This window comes from Marinobacter sp. C2H3, from assembly GCF_037080155.1.
In the GTDB taxonomy this organism is placed as follows: domain Bacteria; phylum Pseudomonadota; class Gammaproteobacteria; order Pseudomonadales; family Oleiphilaceae; genus Marinobacter.
The window spans coordinates 1,019,491-1,032,158 of the sequence record NZ_JBBBNZ010000001.1; the positions used below are offsets into that span (position 1 = coordinate 1,019,491).

At 64.1% G+C, this 12,668-nt stretch carries 12 protein-coding genes; 8 read left to right on the top strand and 4 right to left on the bottom strand.

Annotated features, from left to right (window positions below; all coding sequences use genetic code 11):
* Nucleotides 1-151 precede the first annotated feature (151 nt).
* Both V3388_RS04500 and V3388_RS04505 read left to right on the top strand, forming a co-directional pair.
* Nucleotides 152-916: an EAL domain-containing protein gene (locus V3388_RS04500; protein WP_336366323.1), complete on the top strand. Its 765-nt coding sequence runs from the start codon at nucleotides 152-154 to the stop codon at nucleotides 914-916.
* A gap of 29 nt (nucleotides 917-945) precedes the next feature.
* Entirely contained in the window at nucleotides 946-1,302 is a 357-nt protein-coding gene (locus V3388_RS04505; protein ID WP_336366324.1) for a hypothetical protein, read from the top strand.
* Nucleotides 1,303-1,324: 22 nt separating this feature from the next.
* On the opposite strand, the gene V3388_RS04510 is transcribed toward V3388_RS04505, so the two are convergent.
* Entirely contained in the window at nucleotides 1,325-2,221 is an 897-nt protein-coding gene (locus tag V3388_RS04510) for a LysR family transcriptional regulator (RefSeq protein WP_336366325.1), read from the bottom strand.
* Between the two features lie 153 nt (nucleotides 2,222-2,374).
* Between V3388_RS04510 and V3388_RS04515 the strand changes: the two genes are divergently transcribed.
* From V3388_RS04515 to V3388_RS04535, 5 genes are all read left to right on the top strand, one after another.
* On the top strand, nucleotides 2,375-3,586 hold the full coding sequence (locus tag V3388_RS04515) for an acyl-CoA dehydrogenase family protein (RefSeq protein WP_336366326.1): 1,212 nt from the start codon (nucleotides 2,375-2,377) through the stop codon (nucleotides 3,584-3,586).
* Between the two features lie 168 nt (nucleotides 3,587-3,754).
* Nucleotides 3,755-4,576: an SDR family oxidoreductase gene (locus tag V3388_RS04520; RefSeq protein ID WP_336366327.1), complete on the top strand. Its 822-nt coding sequence runs from the start codon at nucleotides 3,755-3,757 to the stop codon at nucleotides 4,574-4,576.
* A gap of 46 nt (nucleotides 4,577-4,622) precedes the next feature.
* The gene (locus V3388_RS04525) at nucleotides 4,623-5,687 is read left to right on the top strand and encodes a phosphotransferase family protein (RefSeq protein WP_336366328.1); all 1,065 of its coding nucleotides are present in this window, start codon (nucleotides 4,623-4,625) and stop codon (nucleotides 5,685-5,687) included.
* Nucleotides 5,687-6,376: a histidine phosphatase family protein gene (locus V3388_RS04530; protein ID WP_336366329.1), complete on the top strand. Its 690-nt coding sequence runs from the start codon at nucleotides 5,687-5,689 to the stop codon at nucleotides 6,374-6,376. Before V3388_RS04525 ends, V3388_RS04530 begins: the two co-directional genes overlap by 1 nt.
* Before the next feature lie 14 nt (nucleotides 6,377-6,390).
* The gene (locus V3388_RS04535; RefSeq protein WP_336366330.1) at nucleotides 6,391-7,161 is read left to right on the top strand and encodes an SDR family oxidoreductase; all 771 of its coding nucleotides are present in this window, start codon (nucleotides 6,391-6,393) and stop codon (nucleotides 7,159-7,161) included.
* A 46-nt stretch (nucleotides 7,162-7,207) separates the two neighbouring features.
* Here the strand turns inward: V3388_RS04535 and dacB are convergent, their stop codons facing one another.
* Both dacB and dkgB read right to left on the bottom strand, forming a co-directional pair.
* Entirely contained in the window at nucleotides 7,208-8,752 is a 1,545-nt protein-coding gene (dacB, locus tag V3388_RS04540) for a D-alanyl-D-alanine carboxypeptidase/D-alanyl-D-alanine endopeptidase (RefSeq protein WP_336366331.1), read from the bottom strand.
* Between the two features lie 187 nt (nucleotides 8,753-8,939).
* Entirely contained in the window at nucleotides 8,940-9,749 is an 810-nt protein-coding gene (dkgB, locus tag V3388_RS04545) for a 2,5-didehydrogluconate reductase DkgB (protein WP_336366332.1), read from the bottom strand.
* A gap of 203 nt (nucleotides 9,750-9,952) precedes the next feature.
* On the opposite strand from dkgB, the gene V3388_RS04550 reads away from it, so the two are divergent.
* A complete protein-coding gene (locus V3388_RS04550; RefSeq protein ID WP_336366333.1) occupies nucleotides 9,953-10,366 on the top strand; it encodes a GFA family protein in 414 nt (137 codons plus the stop codon).
* Between the two features lie 27 nt (nucleotides 10,367-10,393).
* Here the strand turns inward: V3388_RS04550 and V3388_RS04555 are convergent, their stop codons facing one another.
* On the bottom strand, nucleotides 10,394-12,529 hold the full coding sequence (locus tag V3388_RS04555) for a TonB-dependent siderophore receptor (protein WP_336366334.1): 2,136 nt from the start codon (nucleotides 12,527-12,529) through the stop codon (nucleotides 10,394-10,396).
* Nucleotides 12,530-12,668 lie beyond the last annotated feature (139 nt).

Sequence of the window (12,668 nt, forward strand, 5' to 3'; positions counted from 1 at the left end):
CGCCTGTCAAAGGTCGGGGAGGATTTGTCCGGTTGGTCTGAAAGCCGTTTTACCCGGGCCGACTTCGCCGCTATAGTGACCTCAAAAAGGTGACTTTATAACGACTACCGCATGCCCACAGGATGCGGCCGCCAGACGCCGGGGAGTGGATGTGAATCAGCCAGCTGTACTTTTCGATGAGTCCCACTGTGAACAATGCGCCTGCGGCGACGGACTGGATTTTTCCTTCAGTTTCGCGTTCCAGCCCATTGTGGATGTCGCCAACCGCACGGTCTTTGCCCATGAGGCTCTGGTGCGGGGCACCCAGGGCGAGGGCGCCATGACCATACTGTCCCGGGTGAATGAGAAAAACCGGTACGCGTTCGACCAGATCTGCCGGGTCAAGGCGGTCAAACTGGCGTCCCGGCTCGGTATGGATTCCATGCTCAGCATCAACTTCATGCCCAACGCGGTCTACAAGGCGGAGTACTGCATTCGCACCACGCTGGCGGCGGCGAAAACCTACAACTTTGACACGAATCGAATCATCTTCGAGCTCACCGAGGACGAAAAGCTGACCTCCGTCGAGCACCTGGCCGGCATCATCGAGGCGTACCAGGAAATGGGCTTCAGCACCGCCATCGACGATTTCGGGGCCGGTTATTCCCGTTACAACATCATGATGGCCAGCCCGCCGGATCTTCTGAAACTGGACATGGCGCTGGTGCGGGACGTGCATCGGGAACCGAACAAGCAGGCGGTGGTCGCCGGGATCATCACCATGATGGAACGATTGGGCGGGCGCATTGTCGCAGAAGGGGTGGAAACCGAGGAAGAGTATTACTGGCTCCGCTCCCAGGGCATCACTCTCTACCAGGGCTACCTGTTCGCCCGGCCGGGGTTCGAATGCCTGCCGGAGCCGGAATTTCCCGAATAACCCGACCTACCTGAGCAACGGAGCCGGCCATGCTGTACCGCATCGTCACCGTGATTGGCGCCCTGGTGTTTGTGGTCATCCTCTATGGACTCATCTGGGGGTTTTCCCGGTGGTTCCTCAAACACCACGGCATCTACGATCAGGTCTCGGACCGGGCTACGGTTCTGGCGACCTGGACGTTCGCCGGCGTCAGCGTCGGCCTCGCTATGGTGGTTATGGGCGCGTTCGTGCTCGGCCCCTGGGCCTTCTATCGGACCCTTCGGGGCCACGGCGTTGATGTCTCGGACGCTGCTGCCGTGGGCTGGGGCCTGCTGATTGTGGTGCTGTCCCTCGGCATCACCGCCGCCGGGTTTTTCGCCTTCCTGATGGCGGTGGGCGCCTACTGACCCCCCGCCGCTTCGGTCCGCGCTACTGGCTGATCGTCCGGAGCTGCTCCCGGAACCACACCAACGCCGGTTCCCGCTCGTAGGCGGTGTGCCAGTAAAGGTGAACGTCCAGCGACGGCAGGTCTGCCGGCGGCGCCATGATGGTCAGGTCCGAACGCTCCGCAATGATACGGGCGTAGGTTTCTGGCATCGTCAGCAGCAGATCGGTTTCTTCCACCACCCGGCAGGCGGCAAAATAGTGTTGGCATCGCAGCCGTATGTCCCGGCGGGCGTTCAGGCGGGATAGCTCGAAATCCTCAATCCCCGGGCCTTCCGAGCGCGACGACACCAGCACATGCCGGGCGCCCAGATAACCATCCATAGTCAGCGGCGCGTCCGTCAGCGGGTGCCCTGACCGGGCCAGCACCACCAGCCGGTCCCGCCGCAGCAGCTCGTGGCTGGTCTGTTGGCTCACCGGCAGCAGTACGTCCACCGCGAAATCCAGCTTGCCGGCGGCAAGCTGGGTTTCCATGTCCCGCCGGGGAATGCGCTGGGACACAATCTCTAGCTCCGGATACACCGCCAGCCTGCCCATCAGGCTGGGCAGGAAGGTGGATTCGAGCACATCCCGCAACCCCAGGGAGTAGGTTTTGCGCTGGCGCGCGGGATCAAAGGCATGGAACTGATTGACCGCTGTCTGGATCTGGGTCAGCCCCGGCCGCATGGAGTCCAGGAAACGCCGGGCCAGGGGCGTCGGCACCATCCGGTTGCCTTGGCGGGTAAACAGGGGGTCGTCAAAATGCTCCCGCAGCCGCGAGAGCGAGTGGCTGACCGCCGGCTGGGTCAGGTGCAGGGCTCTGGCCGCACGGGTGAGGCTACCTTCTCGATAGATGGTGTCGAAAACGTGCAGCAGGTTCAGATCCAGACGATTGGTAGCCATGGCCACGATCCCATCGTTGAAAGGCTCTATGAATAAGTCCAGGTTATGATAAACGATAAGAATAATTCAGTCGCGTAATAGTTCCCGCCTGCCTAGACTGGTCCCACGAACGACCCTTCCGCCAGCGCCGGCGGACCAGACTGGAGCCCGACCATGGACTTTGCCATCTCCGAAAAAGGTCAGGAATACCTGGCCCGCGTCCGTCAGTTCATGAAGGACGAGATTTTCCCGATTGAAGCCCAGTATCACCGGGACCTGGCCGCCCAGGACAACCGCTGGGTGGTGCTGCCGGTGATTCGCGACCTCAAGGCCAAGGCCCGGGAGCAGGGCCTTTGGAACCTCTTCTTTCCAGACGACACCTACGGCGTTGGCCTGCTCAATTCCGACTACGCCCTGATCGCCGAGGAAACCGGCCGCAGCTTCATTGCGCCGGAAATCTTCAACTGCAACGCGCCGGATACCGGCAACATGGAAGTGCTGATCCACTACGGCTCAGAGGAGCAGAAAGCCCAGTGGCTGACGCCGCTGCTGAAGGGCGAAATCCGCTCCGCGTTCTGCATGACCGAGCCCGGCGTGGCCTCCTCGGACGCGACCAACATGGCCGCCACGGCGACGGTGGAGGGGGACGAGGTGGTGCTCAATGGCCGCAAATGGTGGAGCACCGGCATTGGCCACCCGGACTGCAAGGTGGCCATCTTCATGGGCCTGACCGACCCGGAGGCCCCCAAACACCGCCGCCATTCCATGGTCCTGGTGCCGCTGGACAGCCCGGGCGTGACCATCGAACGGATGCTACCGGTGTTTGGCGGCTACGATGAGCCCTATGGCCACGGCGAGGTGGTGTTCGACAACGTCCGCCTGCCCAAGACGGCGATTATTGCCGGCCCCGGCCGCGGCTTTGAAATCGCCCAGGGCCGCCTGGGCCCGGGCCGTGTGCACCACTGCATGCGGGCCATCGGCGCCGCCGAGCGCACCCTGGAGCTGCTGATCCGCCGGGCGATGACCCGGGAGGCCTTTGGCCGGCCCATCGCCAAGCTGGGGGGCAACCCGGACATCATCGCCAACGCCCGCATGGCCATCGAACAGGCCCGGCTGCTGACGTTGAAATGCGCCTGGGCGCTGGACACCAAGGGCATCCTGGGCGCGCTTCAGGAGGTGTCGATGATCAAGGCGGTGATTCCGCAGATGCTGCAGACCATTGTCGATCAGGCCATTCAGATCCACGGCGGCGCGGGGGTCAGCGACGACGACTTCCCGTTGACCCAGCTGTTTGCCTATGCTCGAGTGTTACGGCTGGCGGACGGCCCCGACGAGGTTCACCGGGCGATGGTGGCTCGACTGGAGCTGCGCAAGTATAAGGTTTGAGGTTGGCCGGTTTCGATGGCCTGTAAGGTTGGATGGTGACGCGGTGGCGGGGTCTGGCTTCTGAAACCCGCTCCTTCGGCACGTCCATGTGACGCTTGAGCGCCGCCATCCCAGAGCCGCTCATGCACGGAGTCATAGTCAAAACAGCAACCAGGGAGAATCCAAAAAATGACACAACGCATCTTCATCACCGGCGGCGCCTCCGGCCTCGGCCGGGCCATCGCGCTCCGGTATGCCCGCGAGGGCGCCCGGGTCTGCATTGGCGACATCAACCCCGAACAGGGCGCGGCGGTTGAGCAAGAAATCAACCAGGCCGGTGGCGAAGGCCTGTTTTTGGCCTGCGACGTGCGCCGCATCACCGATTTCGAAAAGGTCCGTGACGAACTGATGGCCAAGTGGGGCGGCGTTGACATCGTCGTGAACAACGCCGGCGTCGCCTCCGCCGGCTCCATCGAAGACACCACTCTCACCGACTGGGAATGGATCCTCGACATCAACGTGCTGGGCGTGGTCCGCGGCTGCAAGGCATTTACGCCCCTGTTCAAAGAGCAGGGCGCCGGCACCTTCGTGAACATCGCCTCCATGGCCGGGCTGATGCTGGCACCGCTGATGGACAGCTACAACGTCTCCAAGGCCGGCGTCATCGCCCTGTCCGAAACCCTCAGCCAGGAACTGCGGGACGCCGGCATCCACGTCAGCTGCGTATGCCCGGCCTTCTTCCAGACCAACCTGACCCAATCCATGCGCTCGGACATTCCCGGCATCCAGCAGAACGTCAACAAGCTGATGAAACGCTCCAGCGTCACCGCCGACAACGTCGCCGACGACATTTACCGCAGCGTGCAGGACAAGCAGTTCTGGGTGCTGCCCCACGTTCGCGAGAAACGCCTGTGGCTGATCAAACGCCACGCGCCCTGGGCCTTTGACTGGCTGATGCACCAGGAAAGCAAACGCTGGATGCGCAAGATGGGCGGCAAGGCGGAGGCCTGAGACATAGCCCACAGAGCGCCGTGCAACCCACAACAGGAGACAGCGAATGACACAGATTGACCAGGCCGTGGACATCCGCGAGGGTGAGGCCCTGGACGTGGCGGCGGTTGACCGCTTCATGAAGCAGGCCATCGACGGACTGGCGGGCGAGCCTACGCTGCGCCAGTATCCGGGTGGCGCCTCCAACCTGACCTATCAGGTGGACTACGGCGACCGGTCCTTTGTGCTGCGCCGGCCGCCGTTCGGCCACATTGCCAAGTCCGCCCACGACATGCTGCGGGAAGCCCGGGTGATGCAGGCGCTGAAGCCGGTTTACCCGTACGTGCCATCCATTGTCGCCATCTGTGACGACCACAGCGTGCTGGGGTGTGATTTCTACGTGATGGAGCGGTTGCAGGGCATCATCCTACGCCAGGATTTTCCCGCCGGGTTTGAGCTGAGCGAAGCCGACACTCGCCGCCTGTGCCTGAACGTGATCGACAAACTGGTGGACCTGCACCGGGTAGACGCGAAAGCCGCGGGCCTGGACGCCCTGGGCAAGGGCCCCGGTTACGTGCAACGTCAGATCGGGGGCTGGAGCAGCCGGTTTCGCAAAGCTCGCACGGACGACGTTGGCGATTTCGAAACCGTGATGGCCTGGCTCGACGCCCACCAGCCGGCGGACCTGGCCCAGGTGGTCATCCACAACGATTTCCGCTTCGACAACGTGGTGCTCAACCCGGACAACCCGTTCGAGGTGATCGGCGTGCTCGACTGGGAAATGGCCACCATCGGCGACCCGCTCATGGATCTCGGCAACTCCCTGGCCTACTGGATTGAGGCAGATGACGAAGCCCCTTTCCAGATGCTGCGGCGCCAGCCCACCCACCGCCCGGGCATGCTGACCCGCAAGGAGGTGGTCGCCTACTACATGGAACGCTCCGGCTTCCACGCCGACCGCTTCGACTTCTACGAGATCTACGGCCTGTTCCGCCTGGCGGTGATCATCCAGCAGATCTACTACCGCTTTTACCATGGCCAGACCAAGGACAAGCGCTTTGCTGGCTTTGGCCACGCCGCCAATTATCTGGAGCAGCGCTGCCAGAGGTTGATCCGGGAGAGCGGGCTCTGATGGCCACGATCTACCTGATTCGCCACGGCCAGGCCAGTTTCGGCAAAGACAACTACGACCAGCTCTCGCCCACCGGCTGGGCCCAGGGCCGCGTGCTCGGACGCTGGCTGGCGGGCAAGGTCGCTGCCGGAGCGGCGTTTGGCGGTGGTCTGCAGCGGCACCGGGAAACGCTGGAGGCCCTTGGAGAGGGCTATGGCCAGCCGCTGCCGGCGCTGCAGACACTGCCGGGGCTGGACGAGTTTGACCATATGCAGGTGGTGGAGCGGTTCCGGCCGGAGTGGGCGGATCGGGGCGCCATGGCCCGGGATCTGGCCGCCTCCGGCAAGCCCGCGCGAACCTTCCAGAAAGCCTATGAGGCCGCCATGGTGCGCTGGACGAGCGGCGATCACGACAGTGACTACACCGAAAGCTGGCTCGGTTTCCAGGCAAGGGTGCTGGCGGCGCTGGACGAGCTCGTTGCCCGGGCGGACGGCCAGGATGCCCTGGTGGCCACCTCCGGCGGTCCGATTGCCGTGATCACAAAGCAGCTGCTGGGCCTGTCCGATGACAAGACCCTGGCGATCAACAATGTGATTGCCAACACCAGCGTGTCCCGGGTTCTGTATTCCGGCTCGCGCCGCAGTCTGGCCGTTTTCAACAATTACAGTCACCTGGAAGCGGAAGACCCCGCCCTGGTGACCTTCCGATAGAAAGGAGAACGTTCATGAGCAAGGCCAACCTGTTTGACCTGACCGGCAAAGTCGCCCTGGTGACCGGCGCCAGCCGGGGCATCGGCGAAAGCATTGCCCGCACACTGGCCCAGTACGGGGCACATGTGATTGTCAGCAGCCGCAAGATCGACGGCTGCGAAGCCGTTGCCAGCAGCATCCGCAGCGAGGGCGGCAGCGCCGAAGCGTACGCCTGCCACATCGGCGAAATGGACCAGATTGAAGCGGTGTGGGAACACATTGCCGAGACTCACGGCAAGCTGGACATTCTGGTCAACAACGCCGCCGCCAACCCCTACTTCGGGCCGGTGGAAGACACCGACCTGGGCGCCTTCCAGAAGACCGTGGACGTGAACATCCGCGGCTATTTCTTCATGTGCGCCCGTGGCGCGCAGATGATGAAGAAAAACGGCGGCGGGGCCATCGTCAACGTCGCGTCCGTCAACGGCGTTAACCCCGGCCACTTCCAGGGCATCTACTCGGTGACCAAGGCCGCGGTGATCTCCATGACCCGCTCCTTCGCCATGGAACTTGGCCAGCAGAACGTCCGTGTGAACGCGCTGCTGCCGGGCCTGACGGACACGAAGTTCGCCAGCGCGCTGACCACCAACGATGCCATCAAGAAGCAGGCCATGGCCCACATCCCCATGAAGCGGGTAGCCCAACCGGACGAAATGGCCGGCACGGTGCTGTACCTGGTGTCCGGCGCCTCCAGCTACACCACTGGCGCCTGTATAAATGCCGATGGGGGCTATCTGACCATCTAAAAGGGTAGGAGCCGGGCCGCCCGACGGACGCCCCGGAGATTCGGGTCTACTGCACGGTGCTGCCCGTGGCTGTGCTGGCCCTGGATACGGTGGTGCCGGTCGGCGGCCGGAAGTGCAGGGAATAGAGCACCCGGTCCAGCACAGCCTGCCCGTTCCAGGCCGGGTCGTTGTTGACCATGCCCACCACCGCCCAGGTGGTGTCGTTTTCGTCCCGGGCAAAACCGGCAATGGAGCGAACGTTTTCCAGGTAACCGGTTTTGATGCGGCCCTGGCCGTCCAGGCCGGAGTTGCGTAACCGACGGGCCATGGTGCCGTCCATGGCGATGATCGGCATGGAGGTCATCAGGTCGGCGGCGTAGGGGCTGTTCCAGGCCGCCTGCAGGATGCGCACTTGCTGGCGGGCGGTGATCCGGGCGTCCCGGCTCAGGCCGGCGCCATTATCGATCACCAGTTCGGCGGTGTTGATGCCCTTGCCTTCCAGCCATTCCTTGATCACCCGAATGCCGGCCAGGCGGTCGTCGGCGTCACCTTCCCGGCGGTTTTCCGCGCCCAGGGTCAGCAGCAGCTGGCGGGCCATCACGTTGCTGCTCCATTTGTTGATGTCCCGCACCATGGAGACCAGGTCCGGGGAGGTGGTGCGCATCACCAGGCTGGCGTCCTCCGGGGTGTTGCCGGTCAGGCTGGCGCCGGTGATATCCACGCCGACACCCTTGAGCACGGAGCGGATCAGCGCGGCGGAGTATTGCACGTGGGGCAGCAGCGAGAGATACGCTGTGCTACGGCAGCCTTTGGGCAGGGCGCCGGTCACCCGCACGGTCACCTGGCCGTCGTCGCTAAAGGTGGGCGTCCAGTCAAACCCGCCGCGGCCCGGGCAGCGGCCCTCGGGCAGGGCGGTCACCCGGTTATCGATGCGTACGTCCGGAATCGAGGGGGTGCTCCAGGCCTGGGTGCCGCGCTCGTCCGCCCGCACCTGAAACTGCAGCAGGTTCAGGTTGGTCAGATAAGCGGAGGGCTCCACCAGGAAAGGCGCGTAGGGGTTGTTGCCGTTGTCCTCGAACGCGGGAAAGCCGTCGGGCAACTGAAAGTATTGGCCGTCCAGCACCAGATGCCCATCGATATGGGTGATGCCCATGTCCCGGAGTTCCCGAAGGGTGTCCCAGAGCCGCTCGATGGTCAGCTTCGGGTCGCCGCCGAAGCGCACGTACAGGTTGCCCTTGAGGGTATCGCCCACCATGGTGCCGTCGGTCAGGAAATCGGTGGTCCAGCGATGGGTGGGCCCCAGCACTTCCAGCGCCGCGTAGGTGGTGACCAACTTCATGATCGAACCGGGGCTACGGGGTACGTCAGCGTTTACATACTGGTCGATGCCCGGTCCGTTCAGCGGCACCGCCGCCACGCTCAGAGCGCCGTCGCTGTGCAGGGATTCGGCGGCGTAGGCCGCCATCTGCTGGCTCCACAGACCGTTGGGCAGGTCGTCCTTGCCATCGGCGAGGGCGGCCGGCGCGTTCAGGGCGCCCACAACAACGCCCGCGCCCAACAACAGGGAAGCGGTCGCGCGCGCCAGCCAGCGGTTCCGGATCAAGCGGTCCATAATCGGGCGTTCCTTCGGATTCTTGTTCTGGAACCATAGCGCACGGCGCGGCGTTCCGCCATGCCAGAAAGCTCTACATGACGTTAAAAAATGCCAGTAGAGCTATGGTTTTCTTTAAGTTTTCGTGACCGACTGTAAGCCGGTCCGGCAACCCCTTTTGGAATCATGGGGTTACCGGTGGCCCCGGTCAGTCCCAGGCCGGGGCAAAGCCCGGGTTGGCGATCCGCTCGTTCCGGTCCAGAGCATTGATCGCCTGGATCTCGTCGTCCGAGAGGCGCAGCTTCAGCGCATCCAGATTGGCTTTCTGGTGGCTCGGCCGGGTGGAGGAGGGAATCGGGACAATGCCGCGGGACGCCACCCAGGCAATGGCCACCTGCGCGGGCGTTGCATTGTGGGCGGCGGCGATGCGCTGGAGGGTCTCATCCTCCATTACCTTGCCCACCGCCAGCGGCATGTAGCCGGTCACCGTGATGCCCAGCTTCTGGGCGTGCTCAACCACCGCCCGGTTGCTCAGGAATGGGTGGACTTCCACCTGATTGGTGAAAATCGGCGTGTCCCCGAGGATCTCCCGGGCCTGGTCCATCTGGGCGATGGTGAAGTTGGAAATGCCTATGTGGTCGGTCAGGCCTTCCCGCTGGGCGTCCCTCAGAGCGCCGAGGTATTCCGCCATGGGAACCTCGTCGTCCGGCGACGGCCAGTGAATCAGCGCCAGGTCGACGTGATCGGTCTTGAGGCGGTCCAGGCTGGCCTGCAGGCTGTTGATCAGATCGCTGGCGTGCAGTTTGTCGTGCCAGATCTTGGTGGTGAGGAAAATATCGCGGCGGGGGATTCCGCTGGACGTGATGCCGTCGCCCACGGCGGCCTCGTTGTCGTACATCTGGGCGGTATCAATGTGCCGGTAGCCCAGGGACAGGGCGCTCTTGACCGCGTCCCGGGCGTCGTTGCCCTTGAGACGAAACGTGCCCATACCAATGCTCGGAAGACGGGTGAACGACATACATTCCTCCTTTCGCGGGTCTGTACTGCCTTAGTGGTGCCGCCGGGTTGGTTCTTCAAGTCCGTCGGCTGGTTCTGTCAGCGGCGCGCCGGTATCATGCCGTCGTTTCCGGTTACCCTGAACCGTGCTGGCCATCCAGTCCCCGAAAACGGTTCCGGGAACCCACCCGTGAAACCTGTCTCTGACACCGAGGAGCCTGTGCCATGCTGACCGGACACTGCCTGTGCGGCGACGTTACCCTTGAATACGACGGACCGCTCGGTCCGGTTGCCTTGTGCCACTGTTCGCAGTGCCGACGGGCTCACGGCAGCGCCTTCTCCGCCAGTGCGCCGGTGCAGACCCTTCGCCTGGCCTGGGGTGACCGCGAAGGCCGCATCACCGAGTTTGAATCCAGCCCGGGCAAGTACCGGGCCTTCTGCAACCGCTGCGGCAGCCCGCTGTACAGCCGGGTGGACGCGATTCCCGGCATCACCCGCCTTCGGGTGGGCCTGCTCGATCAGCCCGTTGGCAAATCGGCGGCACAGCACGTCTATGTCGGCTCGAAATCGGACTGGTTCCCGATCACCGACGATTTGCCCCAGTTCGAGAAAACCGAGCGAACCAACGATCCCCACTGATCCGCCCGGCTGCCCTGGCGCGCTGCCTCAGAATCGGTAGCCGACCGAGCCGATGATGGTTCTGCGGGTGCCGATAAAGCAGTCGCCCCGGGCCAGGCAGGCGCTGTAGTATGTCTCGTCCGTCAGGTTGCTGACGTTCAGGGCCAGGTCCCAGGGGCCACGGGTGTAACCCAACATGGCGTCCAGCAGGGTTTCCGACGGCACCCTGAGCTGATCACTGCCGTCCCAGCTCGCGCCCAGGTAGCGCACCCCGGCGCCGGCCCGCAGACCGGGCGCCCCCAGGGCGGAGAGGTCGTGCTGGCTCCACACCGAGGCGGTGTGCTCCGGAATGGTGGCCAGCCGGGCGCCTTCATTAGTGCCCTCAACCACTTCCGTATCCGTATAGGCGTAGTTGGCAATCAGGTCCCACTGCTCCGTCATCGCCACCTTGGCCTCCAGCTCCAGGCCCCGGGCGCGGGTTTCGCCGTTCTGGATCTGGTTCTGCGGGTTGGCCGGGTCCGGCGCCCGCCGGTTTTTCTCGGTCAGGTCGTACACCGTAGCGGTGTACAGGCTGTCGGAACCGTCCGGCTGCACTTTTACCCCCAGTTCCACCTGCTCGCCTTTCAGCGGTTCCCAGGCGTCACCGTAGGCGTTTACCCCGGTGATCGGCTGGAACGACTCGGAATAGCTGACAAACGGCGTGATGCCGTGATCGAACCGATACATCAGCCCGACCCGCCCGGTCACCTCCCGGTCGGTGAACGCGGTGCCGCCCTCGGTCTTGTTGCGGGCGCGGTCCTGGCGAAGCCCCAGCACGGTGATCCAGCGCTCGTTGATGATCATCTGATGCTGGCCGTAGAAGCCGCTCTGGATCACTGTGTTCTCCGGCACCTCGGAATAGGCCGCGTCGGTCAGCCGGGTGTACTGGCCGTACACCGGGTTGAAGACGTTCAGGTCGCCGATGTCGGCGGCGTAGGCGCTGCGCCCGTCGCTGACCGCGTGCTGGTAGTCCCAGCCCAGCAGCAGGGTGTGGTCGATGGTCCCGGTGCTGAACAGCGCCTCGGCCTGGTTGTCCAGAGCCAGGCTGTCCAGCTCCGAGGCTTTGGCGTAGGCCACCCGGGCGATGTCGCCGTTGGCCTTGAGCGCCGGGGTAAACATCGGATAGATAGAGCGGTAGTCCACGTCGCTTTCGGAATAGCGCAGGTTCTGGCGCACCGTCCAGACATCGTTCAACCGGTGGCTGAGCAGGGACGTGACGGCGGCCTCCTCAGTGTCGTAGCGGTCAAAGTCCGGTTCGCTGATGAACAGGTCCGTGGGAATCCGGGGCAGGCCATGAGGCGAGGGCTTGAGGGTTCCCTCAATGGGCAGGAACTGGGCCGTAGTGCCGGTGCTGTCTTTCTGCCGCAGCGCCATCAGCGTCCACTCGGTGGCGTCGGTCGGCCGCCAGGTCAGTGAGGGTGCCACCACGATGCGGTCATCCTGAACCCGGTTCACCTGGGTATCGCTGTCCCGGCCAACCGCCACCAGCCGGTACAGCAGGCTGCCGTCGTCGTTGAGGCGCCCGGTGCTGTCGATGGCGGCCTGGTGGCGGTTGTGGTTGCCAGCCTGCAGTTCCACCCGCGTGCTGTCTGTGTCCCGGGGGCGCTTACTCACCAGGTTGATGATGCCACCGACGTTGCCCTGGCCATAGAGCACCGAAGAGGGTCCGCGCACCACCTCAATGCGCTCCAACAGGAACGGCTCGGTGCGGGGGCTCTGGTAATAGCCAAAGGTCTTTTGCAGGCCGTCCAGATACACCGCCGGATCGCCGCCACGGACCGATTGCCAGTCGCCGCGGCTGTCCAGCCCGTACTGCTCGGCGCCCACCCCGGCGGTGTAACGCAGGGCTTCCTGGACGCTGGTCACACCCTGGTCGTCCATCTGGTCGGCGGTGACCACGGAAATCGCCTGGGGCGTTTCCGTCAGCGGCGTGTTGGTCTTGGTGCCGGCGCGGCTGCGGGTGGCCACGTAGCCGTCCACCGGCGCCGATGGGTCGTCGATGCGATCCCCGGTGACCTCCAGGGGCGCCAGGGTTTGCTGTGCCAGTGCGCTCAGGGGGGTGCCGCAGGCGGTGAGAACGCTTGCCGCAACGGCCGCGCGGGCGCAAGGGGTGGCGAAACGTCGTTGGGAAGTCGTTAGGGGCATGGCGTTGCCTCGTCTCCATTTGAGTGAAAAACGTGCCGGTCAGGGCGGGATGATCGCAAAGGGATATTAATGATAATGATTTAGATTTACAATAAATAGATCGTGACCGGCGGCGGTCCCGTGATCTTCGGGTAAAAGG

Excerpts from the sequence above, each read along its gene's own strand:
- V3388_RS04515 (WP_336366326.1), top strand. The coding sequence starts at position 2,375 with ATGGACTTTGCCATCTCCGAAAAAGGTCAGGAATACCTGGCCCGCGTC.
- V3388_RS04550 (WP_336366333.1), top strand. The coding sequence starts at position 9,953 with ATGCTGACCGGACACTGCCTGTGCGGCGACGTTACCCTTGAATACGAC.
- V3388_RS04505 (WP_336366324.1), top strand. The coding sequence starts at position 946 with ATGCTGTACCGCATCGTCACCGTGATTGGCGCCCTGGTGTTTGTGGTC.
- V3388_RS04530 (WP_336366329.1), top strand. The coding sequence starts at position 5,687 with ATGGCCACGATCTACCTGATTCGCCACGGCCAGGCCAGTTTCGGCAAA.
- dacB (WP_336366331.1), bottom strand. The coding sequence starts at position 8,752 with ATGGACCGCTTGATCCGGAACCGCTGGCTGGCGCGCGCGACCGCTTCC.
- V3388_RS04510 (WP_336366325.1), bottom strand. The coding sequence starts at position 2,221 with ATGGCTACCAATCGTCTGGATCTGAACCTGCTGCACGTTTTCGACACC.
- dkgB (WP_336366332.1), bottom strand. The coding sequence starts at position 9,749 with ATGTCGTTCACCCGTCTTCCGAGCATTGGTATGGGCACGTTTCGTCTC.
- V3388_RS04535 (WP_336366330.1), top strand. The coding sequence starts at position 6,391 with ATGAGCAAGGCCAACCTGTTTGACCTGACCGGCAAAGTCGCCCTGGTG.
- V3388_RS04525 (WP_336366328.1), top strand. The coding sequence starts at position 4,623 with ATGACACAGATTGACCAGGCCGTGGACATCCGCGAGGGTGAGGCCCTG.
- V3388_RS04555 (WP_336366334.1), bottom strand. The coding sequence starts at position 12,529 with ATGCCCCTAACGACTTCCCAACGACGTTTCGCCACCCCTTGCGCCCGC.
- V3388_RS04520 (WP_336366327.1), top strand. The coding sequence starts at position 3,755 with ATGACACAACGCATCTTCATCACCGGCGGCGCCTCCGGCCTCGGCCGG.